Raw genomic sequence first — 26,988 nt, 5'->3', positions numbered from 1 at the left:
TGCTGATGCCGGTCCTTTCGGTCGTCTGGCTGGCGCTGAACCCCACCGACAACATCTGGCCGCATCTGCTGTCCAGCGTCATGCCCCGCTATTTCGGCAATACGGTCGCGCTTGCAATGGGGACGGGACTGCTTGCCGCGGCGATGGGCACCGGGGCGGCCTGGCTGGTCAGCATGTACGACTTTCCGGGCCGTGGCGTGCTGCAGTGGCTGCTGCTGCTGCCGCTGGCGGTGCCCGCCTATATCGGCGCCTATGCGCTGGCCGATTTCCTGGATTATTCCGGCCCGGTCCAGATCGCCCTGCGCGGCTGGTTCGGGTGGGAGACGGCCCGCGACTACTGGTTCCCCCGCATCCGCTCGCTGGAGGCGGCGATCGTGGTGCTGGCCTCCGCCCTCTATCCCTATGTCTATCTGTTGACGCGCGCCGCGCTGCACGAACAGTCGGGCAGCGCATACGAGGTCGCGCGCGCCCTGGGCACCGGCCCCTGGGGCCTGTTCGCCCGCGTTGGCCTGCCGCTGGCGCGCCCGGCCATCGTAGCGGGATCGGCCATCGCGATGATGGAGGCGGTCGCCGATTACGGCGTCGTCAGCTATTTCGGGGTCCAGACCCTGAACACCGGCATCTTCACCACCTGGCTGGAGCGTCGGAACGCCGGCGGTGCCGCCCAGATCGCCTGCGCGATGCTGGCCATCATCGTGCTTCTGTCGCTGTGGGAACGCTTTGCCCGCCGCAACGCGCGCTATCACCAAAGCGCCCGGCAGCCGCGTCCGATCCAGCGTCAGCGCCTGCGTGCCCTGCCGGGGGTCCTGGCGACGATGGCCTGCACGCTGCCTTTCGCGATGGGGTTCGTCCTGCCGGTGGGGGTGATCGCGACCTATGCGCTGGCCTATCCGCAGGGTTGGGTGTCGCCGGGGCTGGTGCGGGCCGCGTGGCACACGGTGTCATTAGGCGGGATCGCCGCGGTGCTGACGGTGCTGATGGCGCTGATCATGGTCTATGGGACGCGCCTGTCGGGGCGGGCGCTGCCGCGCCTGCTGATGCCGGTCACCACCATCGGCTATGCCGCGCCGGGGGCGGTGCTGGCGGTGGGCCTGCTGATCCCGCTGGCCGCGCTGGACCACTGGGTCGCGGATGGCTGGCTGGCGGTGACGGGCACCGATCCGGGGCTGATCCTGACGGGCACGGGCACGGCCATCGTGCTGGCCTATCTGGTCCGTTTCTTCGCGATCGGGCAGGGGGCGATCGATGCGGCCTTCACGCGGGTGCCGCCCTCGCTGCCGATGGCGGCGCGGTCGCTGGGGCGCGACAATGCCGGGGTCCTGCGCGCGGTCTATCTGCCGATGATGCGCGGGTCGGTGGGGGCGGCGCTGCTGCTGGTCTTCGTCGATTGCGTCAAGGAACTGCCCGCAACGCTGCTGCTGCGCCCGTTCAACTTCGAGACGCTGGCCACCCGCACCCACGAACGCGCCAGCCTGGAGGATCTGGGCAACGCCGCGCCCGCGGCACTGCTGGTGATGGCCGTAGGGCTGGCCGCGGTCGCGCTTCTGGCGCGCACCAACCTGGGCGGTGCCAGACGCACGAAGCCGCCGCTTGCGTAACATCGGGCGGCTTGGTAATCGGACGACGATGCCGGCTTAGCTCAGTGGTAGAGCGTCTGATTTGTAATCAGGGGGTCGGGGGTTCAAATCCCTCAGCCGGCACCAAGTTTCCCTTGCATTAAGGCCCTGTCCGCCCTATCTAGACATGGCTACGTTAAATTCTCTGCATCCTGTCTGCTTCTGCCTTCAGTCTGCTTTGTTAATCTGACGGCCAAGCCACCGCATACTGCGGGTGGAACACTAAGACAGGAGATCTCACGATGGCCAACGGCACCGTGAAGTGGTTCAACAGCACCAAAGGGTTCGGCTTCATTCAACCGGAAGGCGGCCGCCAGGACGTTTTCCTGCACATCTCGGCTCTCGAGCGCGCGGGCCTGTCGGCTCCGGCCGACGGCCAGAAGGTGACGTTCGAGCTGGAGCGTGGCCGTGACGGTCGCGAATCGGCAACGAACGTTCAGTTCGTCTGATCCGACGCCTTACGGCGACGATATGAAAGGGCTGCCGCAAGGCAGCCCTTTTTGCATGTGCGCGCTTGAGGCCGCACGCAGATTGGCATAGCAGACCCCCATGAAAATTCTGTTTCTTGGTGATGTGATGGGCCGTTCGGGCCGTCGGGCGATCACCGAACGGCTGGCGGGGCTGCGCGCCCGGCTGAAGGCCGATCTTGTCGTGGTCAATTCGGAGAACGCAAGCGGCGGGCGGGGCCTGACCGCGGGTCACGCGCAGCTGCTGCTGGAGGCGGGGGCCGATTGCCTGACGCTTGGCGACCATGCCTTTGATCAAAAGGACATGCTGGCCTTCATCGACCGCGAACCGCGGATCGTGCGCCCTCTGAACTTCGCGCGCGAGGCGCCGGGCCGCGGTCACACGATCATCAGCGACCAGCGCGGGCGCAAGGCGCTGATCGTGCAGGCCTTGGGCCAAGTGTTCATGTCGCGTCCCTATGACGATCCGTTCTCGGCACTGGACGGCGTGCTGCGCGCCCATCCGCCGGGCGGCATGGTGCAGGGCGCCCTGGTCGACATCCACGCCGAGGCGACCAGCGAGAAGATGGCCGTGGGTCATTTCTGCGACGGGCGCGCCAGCCTGGTGGTGGGCACCCACACCCACGTCCCCACGGCCGATGCACAGGTGCTGCCGCGCGGAACGGCCTATCTGACCGATGCGGGGATGTGCGGCGACTATGACAGCGTGATCGGCATGGACAAGGCGGAGCCGCTGCGCCGCTTCATCACCGGCATGGTCCGCGACCGCTTCGTGCCCGCCGAAGGCGAGGCGACGCTGTCCGGCGTGCTGGTCGAGACGGACGACCGCACGGGGCAGGCGCGCAGCGTCCAGCCGGTGCGCGACGGCGGTCGGCTGGCGGCCACGCATCCGGCCTGACCCACCGGCACCGTTTCAACTTTCGCTTGCGGCAGCGCAGAAAACTGCTCTACACCCCGATGTCGGGGCCGCATCCGGGCCGTGTGACGAGACAGGATCTTCATGCTTGGCTTTGAACTGACCGGCACGACCGCTTCCGTTGCCATGCTGATCATCGTCAGCATCACCTTTGTCCTCTTCATCCGCGAAAAGCACCCGCCCGAGGTCATCGCCATCGCCTCGGCGGCGACGATGATGGTGCTGGGGCTGCTGCCGGTCGAGGATGCGGCGGGGGTGCTGTCAAATGCCGCGCCCTGGACGATCGCCTTCATGTACCTGCTGATGGGCGGCCTGATGCGGACGGGGGCGCTGGACCTGATGTCCAGCATCGTGTCGGCCCGCGCTGACACCAATCCGATGCTGGCGGTGGCCAGCCTGTTCGGCTTCGTGATCGTTGCATCGGCGGTAATGAACAACACGCCGGTCGTCGCGGTGATGATCCCGATCTGCATCCAGCTGGCGCTGCGGCTTGGAACAACGCCGTCCAAATTGTTGATGCCACTTAGCTATTTCACGTTGATGGGGGGCATGATCTCGTTGATCGGCACCTCGACCAACCTGCTGGTCGACGGGGTGGCGCGCGAACGCGGGATGGAGCCCTTCACGATCTTCGAGATCGCCCCGGTGGGCATCGCCATCACCCTTGCCGGGATCGCCTATTTCCTGCTGATCGGGCGCAAGCTTCTGCCCGAACGCACCTCGCTGGCCGGCTTCCTGGGGTCGCGCCGCGAGATGAAGTACTTCACCGAGGTCGCGATCCCCGAGGATTCGTCCCTGGTCGGCCAGACCGTGACCGAGGTGGCGCTGTTCAAGCGCGACGCGGTGCGCCTGATCGACGTGCTGCGGGGCGACGCGTCGCTGCGCCGCAACCTGCCCGAGGTCGTGCTGGCCCCCGGCGACCGCGTCGTCCTGCGGTCGGAGATGTCCGACCTGCTGGAGATGCTGGACAACAAGAACCTGCAGATGCTGGACAAACTGGGCTCGGTCGCGACCGAGACGGTCGAGGTTCTGATCTCGCCGGGCTGCCATCTGATCGGTCGCCGCCTTGGCGACCTGCGCCTGCGCCGCCGCTATGGCATCTATGTCCTGGCGGCGCACCGGCGGAACCAGAACATCGGTCGCCAGCTGGACGACCTGGTGGTGCGCGTGGGCGACACCCTGCTGCTGGAGGGCGCGCCCGAGGATATCGGCCGCCTGGCCACCGACATGGAGATGGTCGACGTCTCGCGCCCCTCGGCGCGGGCCTATCGGCGCAATCGCGCCCCCATCGCGATCATCTGCCTGCTGGCCGTGGTGACGCTGGCGGCCCTGAACGTCGCCCCGATCCTGGCGCTGTCCTTCCTGGCGGCGGCGGTGATCCTCATCACCCGCTGCGTCGACGCCGAAGAGGCGTTCTCTTTCGTGGACGGCCGCCTGATGGCGATGATCTTCGCCATGCTGGCCGTGGGCGAGGCGCTGGAACATACGGGGACGGTAAACCTGATCGTCGACTTCCTGGCGCCGCACCTGATGGACCTGCCGCCGTTCCTGACCCTGATCGCGGTCTATTTCCTAGGCCTGATCCTGACCGAGGTCCTGTCGAACAACGCGGTCGCCGTCCTGCTGACGCCCATTGCCATCGCGCTGGCCACGACCCTTGGCCACGACCCACGACCCTATGTCGTGGCCGTCATGTTCGCGGCAACCGTCGCCTTTGCGACGCCCATCGGCTATCAGACACATATGATGGTTTATGGACCGGGGGGGTATCGGTTCTCTGACTTCGTCAAGGTGGGCGTGCCGCTGGACATCATCTGCGGCATCGTGGCGTGCCTGATCATCCCCATCCTGTGGCCGCTGGTTCCTTGACGCCTTGCGTTTGCCGCGACTGCAATGCTGCCATGCAGCATCGGCGGTTGCGATCGGGGGGCAAAACCCCGATCTAGGGCGCAGGGGAGGAAACGACTTTGTCCTATGCAAGGAGTTTCCACATGGCGACCATCGCTTCTGTCGATCACAAATCCACCGGTTTCTCGGCCGGCTCGCTGTTGGCGCCGTTCCGTGCCGTGGGCCGCTTCATGATCGCTTTGGCCGAGGCAAGCCCGCAGATGCGCGCGCTGAACCGCCTGAGCCAGATGTCGGATGCCGAACTGTCCGCCAAGGGCCTGACCCGCGACGGCGAAGTCCGCCGCATCCTGGGCGGTTCCGCCGCGCTGTAAGGCGCGCCCGATCACCGGACGACCACCGCGCGGCCCCCTGGGGCCGCGTTTCGCATTGCGATGGGGGTGCCCGCTGGACTAGAAGCGGGCCATATTCCAGTTTCCGCACGAAGGACGACCCGACATGGCAGGGCATTCCAAATGGGCCAACATCCAGCACCGCAAGGGCCGGCAGGACAAGCTGCGGTCCAAGCTGTTCTCCAAGCTGGCGAAAGAGATCACCGTGGCCGCCAAGATGGGCGACCCCGATCCTGAAAAGAACCCGCGCCTGCGCCTGGCCGTCAAGGAGGCCAAGTCGAAATCCGTCCCCAAGGACGTGATCGACCGCGCCATCAAGAAATCGCAGGGCGGCGACGCCGAGACCTATGACGAGATCCGCTATGAGGGTTACGGCCCGAACGGGATCGCGCTGGTGGTCGAGGCGATGACGGACAACCGCAACCGCACCGCGTCGAACGTGCGCAGCTATTTCACCAAGTCGGGCGGCGACATGGGCCAGACCGGTTCGGTCAGCTTCATGTTCGACCGGGTCGGAGAGATCGTCTATCCCGCATCCGCTGGCGATGCCGATACGGTCATGCTGGCCGCGCTGGAGGCCGGGGCCGACGACGTCGAATCCGACGAGGAGGGCCACTGGATCTATTGCGCCGACACCGCGCTGAACGAGGTGTCCAGCGCATTGGAGGCGTCCTTGGGCGAATCCGACACCGCCAAGCTGATCTGGAAGCCGCAGGCGCCCACCGAGGTCACCGACCTTGAGACCGCGCAAAAGCTGATGCGCCTGATCGACACGCTGGAGGATGACGACGACGTCCAGACCGTCACCGGCAATTTCGACATCTCGGAAGAGATCGCGGCGCAACTGTAATCGCCGTCGATCGCGCGGGCGGGCCGTTCCCATCGGGGGCGGCCCGTCTTGCGTTTTGCGCCTTGCGCGCCGCCGGGAAAGGCGGCAATTGCAGATCATGCAGATGCAAAGCGAGACACGCCGCGACCTGATCGGCATCGGATGGATGCTGGCGACAGGGCTGTGCTTTGTCGCGGTCAACACCATCGTGCGCGGGCTGGACGGCGCGCTGCCCGCGGCACAGGCGGCGTTCATCCGCTTTCTGTTCGGATTGGTGTTTCTGGCCCCGGTCATCACCAGCGCCTTGCGGGGCGGGTTTTCGCGGGGGATCTGGGGGCTGTTCGCGCTGCGTGGGGCGCTGCACGTGGTGGCGGTGGTCGCTTGGTTCTATGCGATGTCGCGCATCACCGTGGCCGAGGTGACGGCCATCGGCTTTCTGAACCCCATCATCGTGACGATCTGCGCCGCGCTGTTTTTGGGTGAAAAGCTGGCCTCGCGGCGGATCGCGGCGGTGGCGGTGGCGCTTATGGGCGCGCTGGTCGTACTGCGGCCGGGGTTGCGGGAGCTGGACCCCGGGCATCTGAGCCAGGTTCTGGCCGCTGTCGCCTTCGGTCTGTCCTATCTGATCGCGAAGCAGCTGTCGGATCGCGTGCCCGCGGCGGTGGTCGTGGCGATGATGTCGCTGACGGTATCGGTCGGTCTGGCACCGCTGGCCATCGCGCAGTGGGTGCCGCCGACGATGGGCCAGCTGGGCTGGCTGGCGCTGGTCGCGGTCTTTGCGACGCTTGGCCATTACACGATGACGCGGGCCTTTGCGGCGGCGCCGCTGACGGTCACGCAGCCGGTGACGTTCCTGCAGCTGATCTGGGCCAGCCTGGTCGGCGTGCTGGTCTTTCATGAGCCGCTGGACCCGTGGGTGATCCTGGGCGGCGGTCTGATGATCGGGGCGATCAGCTATATCACCTGGCGCGAGGCGCGCATCCGCGCCCGCACCGTCACGCCACCGGTCAGCGCCACCAAGGTTTGAGCTAGGCCGCGCGCAGTCGGCCCATCCCCCATAGCAGCCGTTCGGCCAGCCAGTCGGCGGGCCATCTGAGCCGCGTCAGCGTGGTCGCCACCGTCGTCGAGCGGCGCGCGGCGCGGTCGAAACCAAGGCTCATCACGCATAGCGCGGCCAGCAGGGCGGCGGTCCATCCCACTGCCCCGGTCACGTCGGTGGGCTGGGGGGCGACCAGATACAGCAGGACATTGCCCCAGGCGAAGGTGAACATGCTGGTGCGGCCAAAGAAGGTGGCTTGGGACCATGCCCCGATGCTTCCGACTTTTCGGATGTCGATCATCCAGACGAAGAACAGCGTCATCAGCGTGGCCGACAGGATGCCAGTTGCGAAATAGAGCGGATTGCTGTCCCGGCGCAGGCTGCCATCCGCCAAGCCGTCGATCACGTCGACGCTGACGAACAGCCCGCCGATCAGCGCGACCCCCGCGCCCCCGACCAGCAGCGCACGCACCCGGCGGCCAAAGCCCGGATCGGCCAAGGGGTCTGTCGATCCCGCCGGCGACCGGCCGGTCAGATAGCGGCCCAGGCATTGTCCGGCGATGACCAGCGTCAGTCCGTGCAGCACGGACGGACCTGCAAGCGGCAGGTCGCCGAAACCGGTCAGAAACTGCACGAGGCTGGCCACGGGGGTGGGCGCGCCCAGATCGTTCTGGACGTCCGGAAGGCCGCTGAGCAGGGGCCACGCCGCGTGACAAGCCAGCGCGGCGACCGCCAGCGGCAGCAGCCCGGTCCGCGCCCGGATCCACAACAGGATCGGCGCAATGGCGAGGACGATGGCATAGAACTTCAGAATTTCCGTATAGGGTGAATTTCCCATGAACAGGATCGTCGCGGTGCTGTAGGGCACCGAGTAGCCGTCATCGGTCAAGGTCAATGTCAGGATCGTCAGCGCATAGAGAACCCAGCACTGGAACGCCCGCGACAGAAGCCGCATGGCAACCCCATGGCGCGCCTGACGCGTGGTCCAGCGTGGGCGATAGACCACCTCCAGCATCGTGCCGAACAGCAGGATGAAGGTCGGTGTGGCGATCTGGAAGGCAAATCCCGCAACGCGGGTCAGCGGTTCGGACATGTGGGCGTAAAGGCCCACATCCGCAAAGACATGCGACGACATCGCCAGCACGATCGCCAGGCTTCGCGCCGCATCAAGGCCAATGATCCGCATCTGTTTACCACGTTAATAATTTGCATTCTGTGCAACGCGGGGTCATAGCAGAATGCCGCCCGATTGGAACCGCGCATTGGCGCCAAGAGTTTTTCCGCCGATCGCAGGAGGATTCAATGGCATCGCATGAACAGGTTTGGGACGACTGGCAGAAGCTGGTGAACATGACGCCGTCCCAGCTGAAGGATTGGCTGGACACTGACGACAGCAAGTCGGTGGGCGACACCGGCGGGCAGGGCGAAAGCACCGGCCACAAGTCAGGCCGCCACATCCTGCGCATCAAGGACAAGAAGAAGGCCGACCTGACCGACGACGACTGGTCGCACATGGCCAAGGTCGCGGGCTACATCAAGCGCCACTTGGCACAGGGTGGCCCCGAAAAGGACAAGGAACACAGCGACTGGCGCTATTCCCTGATGAACTGGGGCCACGATCCGCTGAAGTGATCGCGGCCCCGGCGAATTAGCGGTTCGGCCACAGCGTCGCGTGTCGGTTCACGTCCTTGTACAGCAGATAGCGGAACGGCCCCGGACCGCCGGCGTAGCAGGCTTGCGGGCAGAAGGCGCGCAGCCACATGTAATCGCCCGGACCTACCTCGACCCAGTCCCGGTTCAGGCGATAGACGGCCTTTCCTTCCAGCACGAACAGGCCGTGTTCCATCACGTGCGTTTCCGCGAAGGGGATCGAGCCGCCGGGTTTGAACGTCACGACAGTGATGTGCATGTCATGGCGCAGATCGGCCGGGTCCATGAAGCGCGTGGTGCCCCATGCCCCGTCCGTGTCGGGCATCATGGACGGGGCGATGTCTTGTTCCTGCACCACGATAGGGTCGGGCTTGTCCGTGCCGGCAAAGGGCTGCCAGCGCTTGCGCCACCAGTGAAAGCCCGCGGGGCCTGCGGTGCGGTTCCGGACCCGCCACGGCGTGCCAGCCGGGATATAGGCAAAGCCGCCCGGCGACAGCAAATGCTCGGTCCCGTCGATCACGACCTGCATGTCGCCGCCGGTGACGAAGATCGCGTGCTGGACCTCGGGGTCGTCGTCAGGCGTGTCGCTGCCGCCGCCTTCGGCCAGTTCGACGATGTACTGGCTGAAGGTTTCCGCAAATCCGGTCAGCGGGCGGGCCAACATCCAGAACCGCATCCCCTGCCAGCCGGGCAGATAGCTGGTGACGATGTCGCGCATCACGGTGCGGGGGATAACGGCATAGGCCTCGGTGAAGATGGCGGTGTCGGTGGTCATCCCCGTCTGGGGCGGCAGGCCCGCCACGGGGCCGGCATAGCGGATGCGCGGCGCGGTGGCATCATCGGTGGGAAGCTGGGCGATGTCGCCGGTGGGGGCGCCCGCGGGGCCGGTCTGGGTCATTTCAGGATCTCTTTCAGGCGAAGGGTGGCGATGCGGGTGACCTGCGCCTCGGCTGTGGCGCGTTCGGTGGCGGTGTCGTTGTCGACGCGGGCCTGCATGGCGGACAGGATGCCCGCCTTGTCGTGGTCACGAACCGCGATGATGAACGGAAAGCCGTGCTTGGCGACATAGGCGTCGTTCAGGCGTGTGAATTCGGCCCGTTCCGCATCGGTCAGCGCGTCCAGACCGGCGCTGGCCTGTTCGGCGGTGCTGTCGGCGGTCAGACGCTTGGCCTGCGCCAGCTTGCCCGCCAGATCGGGGTGGGCCCGCAGCACGCCCAGTCGTTCGTCGTCGCCTGACGCGCGGAACATCTGTGCCATGCGTCCGGCAAGGCCGCCGGGCGTGTCGTGGACGGCACCCATCTCGGCATCCCAGACGCGTTCGGCGATGAAGGGCGAATGTTCATAGACGCCGCCGAACCGTGCGACAAAGGCGGCGCGGTCCATCTGCGACGGGCGCGTGCGGCGCTGGAACGGATGTTCGGCCGTCCAATGGCGGGCGATGTCCAGGCGGCTGGCGAACCAGACGCCCTCATGGCTGCGGGCGTGCTCCAGGAACCGCTGGATCGCCATCGCCCGACCGGGGCGCCCAGCCAGGCGGCAGTGCAGGCCGATGGACATCATCTTGGGCGCGCCGGCGGCCCCTTCGGCATAGAGGATGTCGAAGCTGTCGCGCAGATAGTCGAAGAAATCAGTTCCCGTGCCGAACCCCTGACCGCTGGAAAAGCGCATGTCATTGGCGTCCATCGTATAGGGCACCATCAGCTGCGGCCGGTCGTTGTGGACGTGCCAATAGGGCAGTTCGTCCGCGATGGTGTCGGCCAGATAGGCGAACCCGCCTTCCTCGCAGCCCAAGGCCACCGTGTTCATCGACGTGCGCCCCTGATAGAAACCGTGCGGGCGTTCGCCGGTGATGGCGGTGTGCAGGGCCACGGCCTGGGCGATGTGGTCGGCCTCGACCTCGCGCGGGACGTTGCGATAGTCGATCCATTTCAGGCCATGGGTCGCGATCTCCCACCCGGCCTCCTGCATGGCGGCAACCTGTTCGGGGCTGCGCTCCAGCGCGGTGGCGACGCCATAGACGGTGATCGGCAGGTCGCAAAGCATGCGGTGCATCCGCCAGAAGCCCGACCGCGCGCCATAGTCATAGATCGATTCCATGTTCCAGTGCCGCTGGCCGGGCCAGGGCTGGGCGCCGATGATCTCGGACAGGAACGCCTCCGAGGCGGGATCGCCATGCTCGATGCTGTTCTCTCCGCCTTCCTCATAGTTGAGGACGATCTGGACCGCGATGCGGGCACCGCCCGGCCAGCGGGGATTGGGGGTGGTCCGGCCATATCCGGTCAGGTCTCGGCTGTAGCGCATCTCTCTCCCCTTGTGCCTGTCGTTGCGTCAGCAAAGCGCGGCTCCCGCGTAAGGACAAGCGGTCAGGGGCGGAATTCTGTATCAAGGAATGCGCGACAATGGTCGGGTCTTTCAAAATCGCGTTGAAAGACTTACGCGCCGGGGACAATTGCGGCATGAGGCCGCGCCGCCCACTGTCCGGCCCAACGGCGGACGGGGGGTCCGCCAAGGGGGGACGCATGGAACGCTATTTTGGACTTGCCGAAAAAGGCAGCAGCGTCAGGACGGAGGTGATCGCCGGGATCACCACCTTCCTGACGATGGCATATATCATCTTCGTCAATCCGGACATCCTGTCCACAACCGGCATGGACCGCGACGCGGTCTTCGTCGCGACCTGCCTTGCCGCGGCGCTGGGCTCGCTGATCATGGGGATGTGGGCCAACTGGCCTATCGGCATGGCGCCGGGCATGGGGCTGAACGCCTTCTTCGCCTTCACCGTCGTGGGCGTCATGGGCTTTACCTGGCAGCAGGCGCTGGGCGCGGTGTTCATCAGCGGGATGATCTTCCTGTTCCTGTCGCTGACGGGCATCCGGCGCTGGCTGATCGCGGGCATCCCCGCGTCGATGCGCAGCGCCATCGCGGCGGGCATCGGGCTGTTCCTGGCGATCATTGCGCTGCAGTCGTCGGGCATCGTGGTGGGCAACCCCGCGACGCTGGTCGCGCTGGGCGATCTGACCGCCACGGGCACGCTGCTGACGATCTGCGGGTTCTTCCTGATCGTGACGCTGGATGCGCTGCGCGTCACGGGGGCGATCCTGATCGGCATCCTGGTGGTGACAGTCGCGGCGATCGTTCTTGGCGTAAGCCAGTTTTCGGGCGTCATGTCCATGCCGCCGTCGATCGCGCCGACCTTCCTGCAGATGGACCTGATGGGCGCGCTGACCTTCGGCATCTTCCAGGTCGTTCTGGTCATGGTCCTGGTCGAGGTCTTCGACGCCACCGGCACGCTGATCGGCGTGGCCAAGCGCGCAGGCCTGCTGACCGAGGGGCCGACCCACAAGAACAAGAACCTGGGCCGTGCGCTGATGGCGGATTCGACCGCGATCACGGCCGGTGCGCTGCTGGGCACGTCCTCGACGACCGCCTATGTGGAGAGCGCGTCAGGCGTGCAGGCGGGGGGCCGGACCGGCCTGACCACGGTGGTCGTGGGCCTGCTGTTCCTGGCCGCGATGTTCTTTGCGCCGCTGGCCGGGTCGGTGCCCGCCTATGCGACCGCGCCGGCGCTTCTGTATGTCGCGACGCTGATGGTGCGCGAGCTGGCCGAGGTCAGCTGGGACGACGTGACCGAGGCCGCGCCTTCGGTGCTGACCGCCATCGCCATGCCGCTGACCTATTCCATCGCCAACGGCCTGGCCTTCGGCTTCATCAGCTATGCCGTGATCAAGCTGCTGACCGGCCGCGCGCGCGAGGTGCATGCCGCAACCTGGATCATCGCGGCCCTGTTCGTGGCAAAGTTCGCGCTGTTCGGCGCGCACTGACCCCCGGTCAGCGGGTCGGGCCGCCCAGGGCATCGGACAGGTTGGCCGCCGCGGCGGCCACCACCGCGCCCAGGGTCTTGACGTATTCGGCCCCGATGCGGTGCGTGGGGCCGCTGACGCTGATCCCGGCGATCGCCTCTCCGGACAGATCGAAGACGGGGGCCGCGATGCAGCGCATGCCCCGGCTGCGTTCCTCGTCGTCGAAGGAAAAGCCGCGGTGCCGGATGCGGGCCAGGTCCGCCTCCAGCGCCGCGGGGTCGGTCAGCGTTGTGTCGGTGAACCGCGCCAGGGGACCCAGTGCCGCGACGCTGTCGGGCCGGAACGCCAGCAGCGCCTTGCCGATCCCCGATGCATGCAGGGGCGACCGGGTGCCGGGGGGGAAGAACGCGCGGATCGTCTCGGAGGTCTCGACCTGGGACAGGAACAGCACGCTGTCGCCCTGCAAGATGCCCAGGTTCGCGGTCTCGCCGGTATGTTCCATCAGCGCGCGCATGATCGGGCGGGCGCGTTCCACAAGGCCCGACCGGCGCATGAAGGCCGACCCCAGGCGGAACGCCTGCGGCCCGATGTTCCAGGCCTGCGTCGCGGGGTCGCTTTCGGCCATGCCGCGCGCGGCCAGCGTGTGCAGCACCCGGTGCACGGTCGAGGGCGGCTGCGCCGATCGGTCCGCCACCTCGGACAAGGTCAGGCCGGGATGGGCCGCCAGCAGGTCCAGAAGGTCCAGCGCCCGGTCCAGCGACTGCACGGTGCCCGGCGCGTCGGGCAGGGTCTTGCGGGGGCGCCCCCGCTTACGGGTCGGGTCGGCCATTATGCGTCCCTTGTTAATGCTGCCTTTAGATGCGGGCGAAAATGACGCCTCGCAAGCCAAAAAGCCAACGCTTAGAAAACATTTCCATTTTCGGTCGCCGCGGGTTCCCGGCACGGGCTGGGCAGGGGCGGATTCGGTGCCGGGATTTCGGGCAGCCGGGGGTAGGGTGCCGACGTCGCCCTGAAAATCCGTTTCGGGAAAATGACGGGCCAAGCTAGGTCTGGGTCAGTCGCGCAACCACGACGCGACATCAGAAGGGGAGCCCGCCATGACAGACAGCCTTTCCCGGACCCAGGTCCATCCCGTCGACCAGATGCTGCCCACGGGGCGATTGATCACGCTGGGGTTCCAGCACGTGCTGGTCATGTATGCGGGCGCCATCGCGGTGCCGCTGATCGTGGGCCGCGCCCTGCAGCTGCCGCCCGAGGAGGTGGCCTTCCTGATCTCGGCCGACCTGTTCGTCTGCGGACTGGCGACCCTGATCCAAAGCCTGGGCATGACCCAGTATTTCGGCATCCGCCTGCCGGTGATGATGGGCGTGACCTTTGCGGCCGTTGGGCCGATGGTCGCCATCGCGGGCCAGACGCCGGGCACCGACGGGGCGCGCGCGCTGTTCGGGGCGATCATCGCGGCGGGCCTCATCGCCATCCTGCTGGCGCCGTTGATCGGGCGGGTCCTGCGGTTCTTTCCGCCCGTCGTCACCGGCACGGTCATCCTGGCCATCGGCATCAGCCTGATGCCCATCGGGATCAACTGGATCTTCGGCCTGCCGGTCGGTCCGACCGCGCCGATGCTTGTCGATCCCGCGCAGCAGGCCTGGCTGGACGGCGCCATCGCCGCGGGCGGCGTGCCCGAGGGGCTGCGCCTGGCGCCCGCCATGCCGAACCCCGCCTATGCTTCGGGGACGAACATCCTGATCGCGGTGCTGGTGCTGGGCACGATCCTGCTGGTGTCGCGGTTCGCCCGCGGCTTCATGGCCAACATCGCCGTGCTGCTGGGCATCGCCGTGGGCGGCGTCGCTGCGGCGGCGATGGGGCTGATGCAGTTCGACAAGGTCGGAGAGGCCGCCTGGTTCGCCGTCATCAAGCCTTTCCATTTCGGCCTGCCGACCTTTGACCCGGTGATGATCGTCACGATGGTCCTGGTGATGATCGTGGTGATGATCGAATCGACGGGCATGTTCCTGGCGCTGTCGGATATGTGCCGCCGTCCGATCAATTCGCGCGGCCTGGCCGCGGGCCTGCGTGCCGACGGTCTGGGCACGATGCTGGGCGGCATCTTCAACACCTTCCCCTATACCTCGTTCTCGCAGAACGTCGGGCTGGTGGGGGTCACGGGCATCCGGTCGCGGTTCGTCTGCGTGGCGGGCGGCATCATCATGATCGTGCTGGGCCTGATCCCCAAGATGGGCGCCCTGGTCGAAAGCCTGCCGACCACCGTCCTGGGCGGGGCCGGGCTGGTGATGTTCGGGATGGTCGCCGCCACCGGCATCCGCATCCTGAGCCGTGTCGATTTCACCGCCAACCGCCACAATCTGTTCGTCGTGGCCATCAGCATCGGCATGGCGATGATCCCGCTGGTCGCCCCGAACTTCAAGCAGTGGCTGCCCCATGCGATCCATCCGCTGATCCATTCGGGCATCCTGCTGGCCGCGGTCAGCGCGGTGGCGCTGAACTGGTTCTACAACGGTGCAGCCCCCGCGGACGAGGCTGAACTGGCCGAGGCCGGTCGGCTGGCCGATCACTGAGGGTCGATTATGCACGGTTTCTTAAGACTGCCTTGTCCATCAAGCCCCTGCCGCCCTTGGGCAAATCGGGTATCACGGCGCAGGAACCATCAAGACGGGGGGATTTCATGTCGGGTTTTCTGACAACGCATGTTCTGGACACGGCGCGCGGGCTGCCCGCGCGCGGGATGCAGGTGGTGCTGTTCCGGCTGTCGCCCGCGCGCGAGGAGATCGCGCGCATGGTGACCAATGACGACGGGCGCACCGATGCGCATATCCTGCCGGCGGGCGATTTCGCCACCGGCACCTACGAGCTGGAATTCCACGCCGGCGCCTGGATGGACGCGTCGGGCGTGGCGCCCGAAAGCCCCCGCTTTCTGGACGTGATCCCGATCCGCTTCGGCATGTCGCAGAACGACCATTACCACGTGCCGCTGCTGGTCTCTCCGTTCGGCTATTCCACCTATCGGGGCAGCTGAGATGATCCCGGAAATCGCCATCCTGTGGGAGTTCCTCTCCTTTGCCGTCCGCTGGCTGCACGTGATCACCGCCATCGCGTGGATCGGGTCGTCGTTCTACTTCATCGCGCTGGACCTGGGCCTGCAGAAGGCACCCGACCTTCCCAAGGGCGCGCATGGCGAGGAATGGCAGGTCCACGGCGGGGGGTTCTATCACATCCGCAAGTACCTGGTCGCGCCCGAGCGCATGCCCGAGCATCTGACCTGGTTCAAATGGGAAAGCTATGCGACCTGGCTGTCTGGGGCCGCGCTGCTGATGGTCACCTATTGGGCCGGCGCCAACCTGTACCTGATCGAGCCGGCCAAGGCCGACCTGGCGATCTGGCAGGCGATCCTGATTTCGGGCGGGTCGCTGGCGGTGGGCTGGCTGATCTATGACGGGCTGTGCAAGTCGCCCCTGGGCAACCGTCCCACGGTACTGATGCTGCTGCTGTTCGCGGCGCTGGTGGCGATGGGCTGGGCCTATGACCAGATCTTCACGGGCCGCGCGGCGCTGCTGCATCTGGGCGCCTTCACCGCGACGATCATGACCGCGAACGTGTTCCTGATCATCATGCCGAACCAGCGCATCGTGGTCGCCGACCTGAAGGCCGGGCGCCCCGCCGACCCGAAATACGGCAAGATCGCCAAGCTGCGGTCGACGCACAACAACTACCTGACGCTGCCGGTCATCTTCCTGATGCTGTCGAACCACTACCCGCTGGCCTTCGCCAGCCAGTACAACTGGTTGATCGCGGCGCTGATCTTCCTGATGGGTGTGACCATCCGGCACTTCTTCAACACCATGCACGCCCGCAAGGGATACCAGTGGTGGACCTGGGCGGTCACGACGATGCTGTTCATCGGGGTGATGTGGCTGGCGTCGATCGGCGTGAACCAGGACAGCTATGACGAGGCGATGGCTCGGCCCCTGACCCCGGTCGAGACGCGCTTCGCCGAGGCCGATGGGTTCGAGGATGCCAGCCAGGCCGTCATCGGCCGCTGTTCGATGTGCCATGCGCGCGAACCGGTCTGGGACGGCATCCGCACCGCGCCCAAGGGCGTCCTGCTGGAGACGCCCGCCGACATCGCCCGCGCCGCGCATCAGGTCTATGTCCAGGCGGGACTGACCGACGCGATGCCCCCTGCGAACATCACCGGGATGGAGGACGCCGAACGCGACGCGATCCTGCGCTGGTTCCGCGAGGTCGGACCCCTGGGGGTCGCGGGCCTGTAGGACCGTCCCTCGCTGAACGACAACGGCCCGCGCAACGGCGGGACACGGGGGCGCAGTCCCCCGGGCGCGGCGGTCCCCCTCGATGGGGGGCCGCCGCGCCTTTCTGCGCCCCCGGCGAGGTCCGGCCACCGCTGGAAATGGCTGCCGAAGATTGTCGCAGATGGCGCGGCTTTCGCGCCTGACGCCATGTGACGGTGGCCCGCTTTCAACGGAACGTGTAAAGTCTTCTAGATCACAGCCGATTTCGAAACGCACCGCCAGGCCGTAGACTTGGACCAAGGCAAGGAAAGGCTATCATGACCCAGCTGCGGTTTCTTCTGAACGACACCGAGATCGCCCTGACAGAGGTCGGCGCTTCGGACACGCTGCTGGATCATCTGCGCCTTGCGCGCCGGATGACCGGCACCAAGGAGGGCTGCGCCGAGGGCGATTGCGGCGCCTGCACGGTGCTTGCGGGACGCCTGACCGCCGCAGGGCTGGTCTATGAGCCGGTGAACGCCTGCATCCGGCTGCTGGCCTCGTGCCATGCCACCCATATCGTTACGATCGAGCATCTGCGCGGCCCCGATGGCGGTCTGCACCCGGTCCAGGCCGCGATGGTCGACCATCACGGCAGCCAGTGCGGCTTCTGCACGCCGGGCATCGTGATGGCGCTCTACGGGCTATGGATGACCAATCCCGATGCCGATGCCGCCGAGATCGAGACCGCGCTGCAGGGCAACATCTGCCGCTGCACGGGCTATGCGCCGATCATCCGCGCGGCCTTGGCCGCGGGCGCGGCCGGAGGGCAGGCCCAGGACGCGCTGTCCCGCGAACGCGACGCGGTGGCCGCGCGCCTGGCCGGGATGCGTGGCGCACGGGTTTCACTTGCGCGCGGAGCGGACCGGGCACTGGTCCCCGCCGATACCGACGATCTGGCCCAGCTGTTGCTGGACGAACCCAAGGCGACGCTGGTCGCGGGCGCCACCGATGTCGGGTTGTGGGTCACGAAGTTCATGCGCGACATCAGCCCGGCCATCTTCATCGGTCACCTGATGAAGGACATCACGGTCGAGGACGGCATGATCCGCCTGGGTGCCGGCGTGACCTACAGCGAGGCCGCGCCCCTGATCGCCCGCCATGTTCCGCAGGCCGCCGAGTACTGGTCGCGCATCGGCGGCTGGCAGGTGCGCAATGCCGGCACCATCGGGGCGAACATCGCCAACGGCTCTCCGATCGGGGATACGCCGCCCTTGCTGATCGCGCTGGACGCGCGGATCGTCCTGCGTCGGGGCGACACGCGCCGCGAACTGCCGCTGGAGGATTTCTTCATCGACTACGGCAAGCAGGACCGCCAGCAAGGCGAGTTCGTCGAGGAGGTCCTGATCCCCATGCAGCCCCAAGCGCGCATCGCGGCCTACAAGGTCAGCAAGCGGCGCGACAGCGATATCACCTCTGTCGCGGCGGGGTTCTGCATCGACGTTGCGGACGGCATGATCACCCGTGCGCGGCTGGCCTTCGGCGGCATGGCCGGAACGCCCAAGCGCGCCCGCCGTGCCGAGGCCGCGCTGCAGGGGCAGCCCTTCGCGGCGGCAAGCTTCGATGCCGCCGCCCGCGCGATCGCGGAGGATTTCCAGCCGCTGTCCGACATGCGCGCCAGCGCGGAATACCGCGCGACCGTCGCACGCAACCTGATCCGGCGGTTCTGGCTGGAGCAATCCGAACCCGGCCTGCCCGTGCGGCTGCGCCAGAGCGAAGGAGTCTAGGCCATGAAGGACGACACCGCGACCATCACGGGCCAGGCCCATCAGGACACCGCCCATGACAGCGCCGCCAAGCATGTCACCGGCCGTGCCGAATACACCGACGATCTGGTCGAGCCCACCGGCACGATCCACGCCTATCTGGGCCTGTCGTCCTGCGCCCATGGCCGCATCACGGGCATGGATTTCACCGACACGCTGGCGCAGCCGGGCGTGCTGGGCATCCTGACGGCGGCCGACCTGCCGGGCGTCAACGACGTGTCGCCCAACGGCAAGAACGACGACCCGATCTTTGCCGAAGGCGTGGTGCAGTTCTGGGGCCAGCCGGTCTTTGCGGTCATCGCCGAAACGCGCGACCAGGCGCGCCGCGCGGCGCACAAGGCGCGGATCGACTATGACGTGCTGCCCCACGCGCTGGACCCGATCGCGGCGCGCGACGCGGGCATGGGCTATGTGACCGACCCCCTGACCCTCAAGCGCGGCGATGCGCCTGCGGCGATGGCCGCCGCGCCGCGCCGGATCGAGGGTCGCTTTGCCATCGGCGGGCAGGACCATTTCTATCTGGAGGGCCAGATCGCGATGGCCGTGCCGGGCGAGGATGACGAGGTCGTTCTGCACGTCTCGACCCAGCACCCGTCCGAGGTGCAGCACATGGTGGCCCACGTCCTGGGGGTGCCCAGCAACGCGGTTGTGGTGAACGTGCGGCGCATGGGCGGCGGTTTCGGCGGCAAGGAAACGCAGATGAACCTGTTCGCCTGCGTCGCGGCCGTCGCGGCCAAGCGCTGGAACCGGACGGTCAAGATCCGCCCCGACCGGGACGACGACATGATCGCCACGGGCAAGCGGCACGATTTCGTGGTGGATTACGCCGTGGGCTTTGACGATGACGGCCGCATCCGGTCGGTGGAGGGCGATTTCTATGCCCGCTGCGGATTTTCGGCGGACCTGTCGGGGCCGGTGACGGACCGGGCGCTGTTTCACGCCGACAACGCCTATTTCTATCCGGACGTCCGCATCAGCAGCCACCCGATGAAGACGAACACCGTCAGCAACACCGCCTTTCGCGGCTTCGGCGGCCCCCAGGGCGCCATCGTGGCCGAACGCATGGTCGAGGAGATCGCCTATGCCTTGGGCATGGACCCGCTGGAGGTACGCAAGCGCAACCTGTACCAGAACGGCCAGCTGACGCCCTATCACCAGACGGTGCAGGACCAGATCCTGCCGCGCATCTTCGATGAGCTGGAGGCCAGCAGCGATTATCACGCCCGCAGGCAGGCAGTGCTGGACTGGAACGCCAAGGGTGGGGTGATCCGCAAGGGCATCGCGCTGACCCCGGTCAAGTTCGGCATCAGCTTCACCGCGACCTGGTTCAACCAGGCAGGGGCGCTGATCCATGTCTATTCCGACGGCTCGATCCACCTGAATCACGGCGGGACCGAGATGGGGCAGGGTCTGAACACCAAGGTGGCCCAGGTGGTCGCCGAGGCGTTCCAGTGTGACCTGAGCCGCATCAAGATCACCAAGACCACCACGGAAAAGGTGCCGAACACCTCGGCCACGGCGGCGTCCTCGGGGACCGACCTGAACGGCATGGCGGCGCTGGATGCGGCGGAACAGATCAAGGCGCGCCTAGTGACCTTCGTGGCCGAAAAATGGCAGGTCGCCCCCGACCAAGTGGCCTTCGTGCCGGGTCACGTACGGGCTGGCGATCAGATGATCCCCTTTGCCCAGGTGATCCGCGCGGCCTACATGGCGCGCATCCAGCTGTCTGCGGCAGGCTTCTACAAGACGCCCAAGATCCACTGGGACCGGACGACGGGGCAGGGGCGGCCGTTCTACTATTTCGCCTATGGCGCCGCGGTGGCCGAGGTGTCGGTGGACACGCTGACCGGCGAATACGTCATCGACCGCGCCGACGTCCTGCACGACGTGGGCCGCAGCCTGAACCCGGTGCTGGATCGCGGTCAGGTCGAGGGCGCGTTCGTCCAGGGTGCCGGCTGGCTGACGACCGAGGAATTGTGGTGGGATGCCAAGGGCCGCCTGCGCACCCATGCGCCGTCGACCTACAAAGTGCCCCTTGCCAGCGACAGCCCGCGCATCTTCAACGTCGCGCTGGCCGACTGGTCCGAGGCCAGCGAGCGGACCATCAAGCGGTCCAAGGCCGTCGGAGAACCGCCCTTCGTCCTGGGCATCAGCGTGTTCGAGGCGATCAACATGGCCGTGGCCTCGGTCGCCGACTATCGCACGCCCGCGCGTCTGGATGCGCCCGCCACGCCCGAACGCGTGCTGATGGCGGTCGAGCGGCTGCGCGGATGATCCGCGTCCGCGTCACCCGGGCCCTGGGCTCGACCCCGCGAGAGGCGGGGGCCGAGATGTTCGTGACCCCCGACCGGGTCACCGGCACCATCGGCGGTGGACAGCTGGAATACATGGCGATCGACCGCGCGCGGCAGATGCTGGCGCGGGACGAGGCCGATGCCATCATGGACGTGCCGTTGGGCCCCCAGATTGGCCAGTGCTGCGGCGGGCGGGTGGTGCTGACGCTGGACCGCCACGGCCCCGCGCCGCAGGATCACGCCGACGCGCTGATCTTTGGCGCGGGCCATGTCGGGCGCGCCCTGGCCCGGGCGCTGGAACCGCTGCCTGTCAACGCCCTGCTGATCGACAGCCGGCCGGAGGAGCTGGCGCAGGCCAGCGGCCCGACCCTGCTGACCCCCTTGCCGGAGGCGCAGATCCGCGCAGCCCGGCCCGGCACGTCCGTGGTGATCGTGACCCACGATCACGCACTGGATTTCCTGCTGGCGGCCGAGGCGCTTGCCCGCACCGACCTGGCCTATGTCGGGATGATCGGCAGCGCCACCAAGCGGGCCCAGTTCGAACGCTTCGCCGCCTCGCGCGGGATCGACGCCGCAGGCCTGACCTGTCCCATCGGGGCGGGCTTCTCGCGCGACAAGCGCCCCGAAATCATCGCCGCCTTCACCGCCGCCGAACTGATGGCGCGCCTCACCTCTTCTTCTTTGAAAAAATACCCATGCAACAGCTGATCCGGGGCCGCGTCCTCGACTTTCATGCCGATCCCCAGGACACGGCCGACAATCATCGCTTCTGGGAAGACGGGGCCATCCTGGTCGATGACGGGCGCATCGTCGCCGTCGGCGATCATGCCGAACTGACCCGCGACGGGTTGGAGGAGATCGACCACCGCCCGCATCTGATCCTGGCGGGATTCATCGACCCGCATATCCATTTTCCCCAGTTGCAGGTCATTGCCAGCTGGGGTGCGCAGCTGCTGGACTGGCTGAACACCTATACCTTCCCGGCCGAGGCGGAATTCGCCGACCCCGCGCATGCCACCCGCATGGCGGGGCTGTTTCTGGACCAGCTGACCGCGCATGGCACGACGACCGCCGTTGCCTTCTGCTCCAGCCACAAGGCCAGCGCCGAGGCGCTGTTCTCTGCCGCCCATGATCGCGACATGGCCATGATCGCGGGCAAGGTGATGATGGACCGCAATGCGCCGGCCGCCGTGCTGGACACGCCGCAGCAGGGCCATGACGACAGCGCCGCGCTGATCCAGGAGTGGCACGGCAAGGGCCGGCAGCGCTATGCGATCACGCCGCGCTTTGCGATCACGTCCTCCCCCGAACAGATGGAAGCGGCCGGCGCGCTGGCCCGCGCCCATCCCGACTGCCACGTGCAGACGCATCTGTCGGAAAACGTCGACGAAATCGAATACACCCTGTCGCTCTATCCCAAGGCGCGCGACTATCTGGACATCTACGAGGGCTACGGCCTGCTGTCCGACAAGCTGCTGCTGGGCCATTCTATCCATCTGGAACCCCGCGAAATCGCCCGGATGGCAGAAAGCGGCAGCCATGCGGTGTTCTGCCCGACCTCGAACCTGTTCCTGGGGTCGGGGCTGTTCGACGCCGACGGGCTGCGCGCCGCGGGCATCGTCAGCGGCATCGCGACGGATGTGGGCGGCGGCACAAGCTGGTCGATGCTGCAGACCCTGGCTGAGGGCTACAAGATCCTGCAGATGCGCGGGCAGAAGCTGCATCCGCTGGCGGCGTTCCACTGGGCCACGCGCGGCAACGCGCTGACCCTGGGCATGGAGGCCGAGATCGGCACCCTGGCCCCCGGCAGCGCCGCCGACCTGGTGGTCCTCGACGCCCGTGCCACCCCCGCCATGGCGTTGCGGATGGAAAAGGCTGAGACCCTCGCCCAGGAGCTGTTTGTCCTGCAGATCATGGGCGACGACCGCGCGGTGGCCCAGACCTATGTCGCCGGTCGCCCGCAGAAGGCGGATTGATGCACCTCTGGCAGCCGGGCGACGTCCGGCTCCACCTGCACGCGTCGCGCCGGGACAGGCGTGATTCGGCCCCGTAACGATGTGACCCAACGACAGATCGAACCTGCCACCCGATCCGGCTTGGCAGAATCGTGCCGTTCTGATTGAACGATGGGCAGGCGGCACGCATGGTGCCGGTCTTGCCGGGCTAGGGTTTGACGTGATCGCCTTCGTGGATGTCAGATGAACGCGGGCCGTTCTTCTCAATGCGACGCGTGCCTGCTAGAGGCGGCAGCGCCTGCAGGCCACGGCGCTGCCAAGAGAGTTGTCGACACATGAGCGATCACGTCACCCCCGACGGTCCGGCGCAACCTGCCGCCGCATCGGCGCACCTGTCCGATCTTCCCACCGCGGGGCAGCATGGTTCCAGCAACCTGGGCGGGCTGGTCCTGGGGCGATCGGGGTCGTCTATGGCGACATCGGAACCTCTCCGATCTATGCGATGCGCGAATCGCTGCATGCCGCGTCGCGCGACGGGCTGTCGCCGGATGATGTGGTGGGGGTGATCTCGCTGCTGATCTGGACGCTGATCTCGATCGTCAGCTTCAAGTACGTCGCCCTGATCATGCGCGCCGACAACCGGGGCGAGGGCGGCACGCTGAGCCTGGTGACCCTGATCCAGCAGGCACTGGGCAAGCGGCCCGTCTGGCTGATGGTGCTGGGAATGATCGGCATATCGCTGTTCTTCGGGGACGCGATCATCACACCCGCCATGTCGGTCCTGTCCGCGGTCGAGGGGCTGACCATCGTGGCCCCCGCCTTCGGCCCCTACGTGGTGCCCGTCACGCTGGCCATCATCACCGGGCTGTTCATCGTCCAGCGGTGGGGCACGGGGGCGGTGTCGATCCTGTTCGGGCCGATCATGGTCACCTGGTTCGTCGTCATGGCGGTGATGGGGCTGTCCCATATCGGCGACGACTGGTCGATCCTGCGCGCGCTCAGCCCCGTGCATGCCGGGGCGTTCCTGGTCACGAACAAGCTGGCCTCGTTGATCGTCTTGGGATCGGTCTTCCTGGCCGTCACCGGAGGAGAGGCGCTTTATGCCGACATGGGCCATTTCGGGCGTCGCCCGATCCGCATGGCCTGGGTGCTGCTGGTCTGGCCCGCCCTGACCCTCAGCTATCTGGGGCAGGGGGCAATGATCCTGGCCCATCCCGACCGGGTGACGAACCCGTTCTTCCTGATGGCGCCGCCCTGGGCGCTGCTGCCCCTGGTGATCCTGGCGACGATGGCCACGGTCATCGCCAGCCAGGCGGTCATCTCGGGCGCGTTTTCGATGATCAAGCAGGCGGTGCGCATGAACCTGCTGCCCCGGCTGGAGATCCTGCACACCTCCGAGACCCAGGAGGGGCAGATCTACCTGCCCAAGATCAACGCGATTCTGGCCATCGGCGTGGTCGTGCTGGTGGTGGTGTTCGGGTCGTCCTCGGACTTGGCCGCGGCGTACGGCATCGCGGTGACGGGGGACATGGTCATCACCACCATCCTCGCCTCGGTCGTGTTCCTGCGGGTCTGGCGCTGGCCCCTGATGCTGGTCGCCGTGGTGGTCACGCCGCTGCTGGCGCTCGAACTGCTGTTCCTGGGATCGAACGCGATCAAGATCCCGAACGGGGGCTGGGTGCCGATCATGATGGCCGCCGTGATGATCGTGCTGATGTGGACCTGGATCCGCGGCACCCGTCACGTCCAGGCCCAGGCCCGGCGCAGCGCCACCCCCACGGCCGCGCTGATCGAGATGCTGGCCCGCTCTGACCGGCTGGTCGAGGTGCCCGGCACCGCCGTCTTCCTGACCGCGGAACCCGACATCGCGCCGGCCGCGCTGTTGCACAACCTCAAGCACAACTATGTCCTGCACGAGACGAACATCATCGTCTGCGTGACCGTGGCGACGCGCCCCTATGTCGCCGACAACGACCGCCTGACGGTGACGCGCCTGTCCGACCGCTTCATCCGCATCGACATGTGTTTCGGCTACATGGAGGAGACGAACCTGCCCAAGGCGCTGACCCTGGCCCGCAAGGAAGGCGTGCGCTTCGACATCATGTCGACGTCCTTCTTCCTCAGCCGCCGCACGTTCCGCCCCGGCAAGACGCGCGAACTGCCCGCCTGGCAGGAGACGCTGTTCGTGTCCCTGTCCAAATCCGCTGCGAACGCCACCGACTTCTATCGTCTACCCAGCAGCCGCGTGATCGTCCTGGGTCAGCAACTGCTGATCTGACGCGGCGCCGGGTCTGGATCGCCCGGCATCGACATCGCGCGGAGGCTGGTGGATGGTGGGCCCCGGCAGGACGCGGATGGCGCGAGGAGAGGACTGACATGATCGATTTCACCTTGGACCCCCGGTTGGAGGACATCCGCCGCCGTACCCGTGATTTCGTCGACACCCATATCCTGCCGGTCGAGGCCGACCGCGCCAACTGGGACGATCATGACAACATCGCCGACGCGCCCCTGCAGGCGCTGCGCGCGCTTGCGCGCGCGGCGGGGCTGTGGTGCCCGCAGGTGCCGCAGGCCCTGGGGGGCATGGGCCTGCCCGTCACCGGCCGCGCGGTGATGTACGAGGAGGCGAACCGCTCGATCTTCGGGCCCGCGGTCTTCAACTGCGCGGCCCCCGATGACGGGAACATGGACATCCTGGCCCGCGTGGGCACCCCCGATCAGCAGGCGCGCTGGCTGGCGCCGCTGGTCGCGGGTGAGGTGCGGTCCAGCTTCGTGATGACCGAACCCGCGCCGGGTGGCGGGTCCGACCCCGGCATGATCGGCACGACCGCCGTGCGCGACGGCGATGTCTGGCGCGTCACCGGCCGCAAGTGGTTCATCACCGGGGCCGAGGGGGCGGCGCATTTCATCCTGATCGCGCGCACCGACCCGAATCCCGACGAACGCCGCCGCCATCTGACCGCCTTCCTGTTCCACCGCGACCAGCCCGGCTGGAAGATCCTGCGCCGCATCGCCATCATGGGCCCCGAGGAGCATGGCGGCCATTGCGAACTGGAGTTCGACGGGCTGGAGATCCCCGACGAGAACCGCCTGATGGGCGTGGGCGACGGGCTGAAGGTCACGCAGATCCGGCTTGGCACCGCGCGGCTGACCCATTGCATGCGCTGGCTGGGTCTGGCCAAGCGCGCAATGGCCGAGGCGCAGGCCTATGTCGACGCGCGCGAGGGCTTCGGCATCCGGCTGGCCGACCGGGAATCGGTGCGGCTGATGCTGGGCGGCGTGACGCTGAACATTCAGATCGGGCGGCTGCTGACGATGAATGCGGCTTGGGCGCTGGACCACGGCAGCCATGCCCGCAAGGAGGTTTCGATGGCAAAGCTGCATGTCGCCGACACGCTGCATCAGGCCGCCGACGTGGCGATCCAGCTGAACGGCGCGCGGGGATACAGCCGCGACACGGTGCTGGAATGGATCTATCGCTATGCCCGGCAGGCGCGGCTGGTCGATGGCGCCTCCGAGGTGCACCGGATGGTGCTGGCCGATGCCTATGCACGGGAAGGGGACGACTTCTGGGGCTGGGGCGCATGAGCCTGACGGATAACGCCGCGCTTGACGCCTGGCTGGCGATGACGCTGGACCTGCCCGGCGCGCGGGTCACCGCCGCGGACAAGCTGTCTGGCGGCGCGATCCAGGAGAACTGGGCGGTGACGGTCACGGCGGACGGGATGTTGCGCCGCCTGGTGATCCGGCGCGACGCCCCCGCGACCATCGCCGCCAGCCGGTCTCGGGCAGAGGAATATGCGATCATCGCCGCGGCCCACCGCGCGGGTGTGCGCGTGCCCGAACCCCTAGGCTTCTGCGATGACCCAACGGTCATCGGCGCGCCCTTCGCGGCGATGGCCTGGGTGGGCGGCACCGGCTATGGCCCCAAGGTCGTGCGCGACACGACGCTTGGCGGCGACCGCGAGGCCTTGGGCCGCGACCTGGGCCGCCAGCTGGCGCTGATCCACAGGATCGATCCCGACCCGGCGCTGGCAAGGGTCCTGGGGCCGCGCCCCGCCGATCCGGCCCTGCAGGCGGTGGCGGGGCTGCGCGGCTGGCTGGATGCGCGG

General features: G+C 67.2%; 23 protein-coding genes and 1 tRNA gene. 20 read left to right on the top strand and 4 right to left on the bottom strand.

What is annotated here, in order from left to right:
- Window positions 1-5 precede the first annotated feature (5 nt).
- From FHD68_RS05925 to FHD68_RS05890, 8 genes are all read left to right on the top strand, one after another.
- Complete coding sequence (locus FHD68_RS05925; RefSeq protein ID WP_240542547.1) at window positions 6-1,598, top strand: ABC transporter permease; 1,593 nt, start codon at window positions 6-8, stop codon at window positions 1,596-1,598.
- A 30-nt stretch (window positions 1,599-1,628) separates the two neighbouring features.
- Window positions 1,629-1,703: transfer RNA gene (locus FHD68_RS05920), tRNA-Thr, on the top strand.
- Window positions 1,704-1,858: 155 nt separating this feature from the next.
- Window positions 1,859-2,065 carry a cold-shock protein gene (locus tag FHD68_RS05915; RefSeq protein WP_042248736.1) on the top strand — a complete coding sequence of 69 codons (207 nt, stop codon included), beginning with the start codon at window positions 1,859-1,861 and terminating at the stop codon, window positions 2,063-2,065.
- A gap of 100 nt (window positions 2,066-2,165) precedes the next feature.
- Window positions 2,166-2,981: a TIGR00282 family metallophosphoesterase gene (locus tag FHD68_RS05910; protein WP_127898675.1), complete on the top strand. Its 816-nt coding sequence runs from the start codon at window positions 2,166-2,168 to the stop codon at window positions 2,979-2,981.
- Between the two features lie 102 nt (window positions 2,982-3,083).
- Complete coding sequence (locus tag FHD68_RS05905; RefSeq protein ID WP_045999020.1) at window positions 3,084-4,868, top strand: SLC13 family permease; 1,785 nt, start codon at window positions 3,084-3,086, stop codon at window positions 4,866-4,868.
- A gap of 122 nt (window positions 4,869-4,990) precedes the next feature.
- Window positions 4,991-5,218, top strand: a complete 228-nt coding sequence (locus FHD68_RS05900; protein ID WP_045981287.1) for a hypothetical protein — start codon at window positions 4,991-4,993, stop codon at window positions 5,216-5,218.
- A gap of 124 nt (window positions 5,219-5,342) precedes the next feature.
- Window positions 5,343-6,086: a YebC/PmpR family DNA-binding transcriptional regulator gene (locus tag FHD68_RS05895; RefSeq protein WP_045981286.1), complete on the top strand. Its 744-nt coding sequence runs from the start codon at window positions 5,343-5,345 to the stop codon at window positions 6,084-6,086.
- Between the two features lie 97 nt (window positions 6,087-6,183).
- Complete coding sequence (locus FHD68_RS05890; RefSeq protein ID WP_240542546.1) at window positions 6,184-7,092, top strand: DMT family transporter; 909 nt, start codon at window positions 6,184-6,186, stop codon at window positions 7,090-7,092.
- 1 nt (window position 7,093) lies between these two features.
- On the opposite strand, the gene FHD68_RS05885 is transcribed toward FHD68_RS05890, so the two are convergent.
- Window positions 7,094-8,290, bottom strand: coding sequence for a heparan-alpha-glucosaminide N-acetyltransferase domain-containing protein (locus tag FHD68_RS05885; protein ID WP_127898674.1), 1,197 nt, complete (start codon window positions 8,288-8,290; stop codon window positions 7,094-7,096).
- 116 nt (window positions 8,291-8,406) lie between these two features.
- Here FHD68_RS05885 and FHD68_RS05880 point away from each other — a divergent pair, with 116 nt between their 5' ends.
- Window positions 8,407-8,736, top strand: a complete 330-nt coding sequence (locus FHD68_RS05880) for a DUF3140 domain-containing protein (protein ID WP_045981284.1) — start codon at window positions 8,407-8,409, stop codon at window positions 8,734-8,736.
- Between the two features lie 16 nt (window positions 8,737-8,752).
- Here FHD68_RS05880 and FHD68_RS05875 read toward each other — a convergent pair whose 3' ends face one another.
- Together FHD68_RS05875 and puuE are read right to left on the bottom strand one after the other, a co-directional pair.
- Window positions 8,753-9,652: a bifunctional allantoicase/(S)-ureidoglycine aminohydrolase gene (locus FHD68_RS05875; RefSeq protein WP_084697227.1), complete on the bottom strand. Its 900-nt coding sequence runs from the start codon at window positions 9,650-9,652 to the stop codon at window positions 8,753-8,755.
- Window positions 9,649-11,055, bottom strand: coding sequence for an allantoinase PuuE (gene puuE, locus FHD68_RS05870; RefSeq protein ID WP_127898673.1), 1,407 nt, complete (start codon window positions 11,053-11,055; stop codon window positions 9,649-9,651). The genes FHD68_RS05875 and puuE overlap by 4 nt, the downstream gene beginning before the upstream one ends.
- 218 nt (window positions 11,056-11,273) lie before the next feature.
- Between puuE and FHD68_RS05865 the strand changes: the two genes are divergently transcribed.
- Window positions 11,274-12,575 (top strand): NCS2 family permease, encoded by a 1,302-nt coding sequence (locus FHD68_RS05865; protein ID WP_127898672.1) that lies wholly within the window; start codon window positions 11,274-11,276, stop codon window positions 12,573-12,575.
- Window positions 12,576-12,582: 7 nt separating this feature from the next.
- Here FHD68_RS05865 and bhcR read toward each other — a convergent pair whose 3' ends face one another.
- A complete protein-coding gene (gene bhcR, locus FHD68_RS05860) occupies window positions 12,583-13,383 on the bottom strand; it encodes an HTH-type transcriptional regulator BhcR (RefSeq protein ID WP_127898671.1) in 801 nt (266 codons plus the stop codon).
- Window positions 13,384-13,651: 268 nt separating this feature from the next.
- On the opposite strand from bhcR, the gene FHD68_RS05855 reads away from it, so the two are divergent.
- The 10 genes from FHD68_RS05855 to FHD68_RS05810 form a co-directional block, all read left to right on the top strand.
- A complete protein-coding gene (locus tag FHD68_RS05855) occupies window positions 13,652-15,130 on the top strand; it encodes a nucleobase:cation symporter-2 family protein (RefSeq protein WP_045999026.1) in 1,479 nt (492 codons plus the stop codon).
- 107 nt (window positions 15,131-15,237) lie between these two features.
- Window positions 15,238-15,588 (top strand): hydroxyisourate hydrolase, encoded by a 351-nt coding sequence (gene uraH / locus FHD68_RS05850; protein WP_045981279.1) that lies wholly within the window; start codon window positions 15,238-15,240, stop codon window positions 15,586-15,588.
- Between the two features lies 1 nt (window position 15,589).
- Window positions 15,590-16,843, top strand: coding sequence for a urate hydroxylase PuuD (locus FHD68_RS05845; protein ID WP_371705489.1), 1,254 nt, complete (start codon window positions 15,590-15,592; stop codon window positions 16,841-16,843).
- Window positions 16,844-17,139: 296 nt separating this feature from the next.
- Complete coding sequence (gene xdhA, locus FHD68_RS05840; RefSeq protein ID WP_127898670.1) at window positions 17,140-18,588, top strand: xanthine dehydrogenase small subunit; 1,449 nt, start codon at window positions 17,140-17,142, stop codon at window positions 18,586-18,588.
- Between the two features lie 3 nt (window positions 18,589-18,591).
- Entirely contained in the window at window positions 18,592-20,901 is a 2,310-nt protein-coding gene (xdhB, locus tag FHD68_RS05835) for a xanthine dehydrogenase molybdopterin binding subunit (RefSeq protein WP_127898669.1), read from the top strand.
- Complete coding sequence (gene xdhC, locus FHD68_RS05830) at window positions 20,898-21,629, top strand: xanthine dehydrogenase accessory protein XdhC (RefSeq protein ID WP_127898668.1); 732 nt, start codon at window positions 20,898-20,900, stop codon at window positions 21,627-21,629. Before xdhB ends, xdhC begins: the two co-directional genes overlap by 4 nt.
- Window positions 21,617-22,897, top strand: coding sequence for a guanine deaminase (gene guaD / locus FHD68_RS05825; protein WP_127898667.1), 1,281 nt, complete (start codon window positions 21,617-21,619; stop codon window positions 22,895-22,897). The genes xdhC and guaD overlap by 13 nt, the downstream gene beginning before the upstream one ends.
- A 304-nt stretch (window positions 22,898-23,201) precedes the next feature.
- Entirely contained in the window at window positions 23,202-25,154 is a 1,953-nt protein-coding gene (locus FHD68_RS05820) for a potassium transporter Kup (protein WP_280115162.1), read from the top strand.
- Window positions 25,155-25,252: 98 nt separating this feature from the next.
- Window positions 25,253-26,464, top strand: coding sequence for an acyl-CoA dehydrogenase family protein (locus tag FHD68_RS05815; protein ID WP_240542422.1), 1,212 nt, complete (start codon window positions 25,253-25,255; stop codon window positions 26,462-26,464).
- Window positions 26,461-26,988: phosphotransferase (locus FHD68_RS05810; protein WP_167550370.1), on the top strand; the 528-nt coding region annotated here is incomplete at its 3' end. The genes FHD68_RS05815 and FHD68_RS05810, both read left to right, overlap by 4 nt.

This window comes from Paracoccus marcusii (assembly GCF_006151785.1).
GTDB lineage: Bacteria > Pseudomonadota > Alphaproteobacteria > Rhodobacterales > Rhodobacteraceae > Paracoccus > Paracoccus marcusii.
The sequence above is the reverse complement of the archived record's forward strand: the minus strand, read 5'-3'. Positions and strand labels throughout refer to the sequence as shown.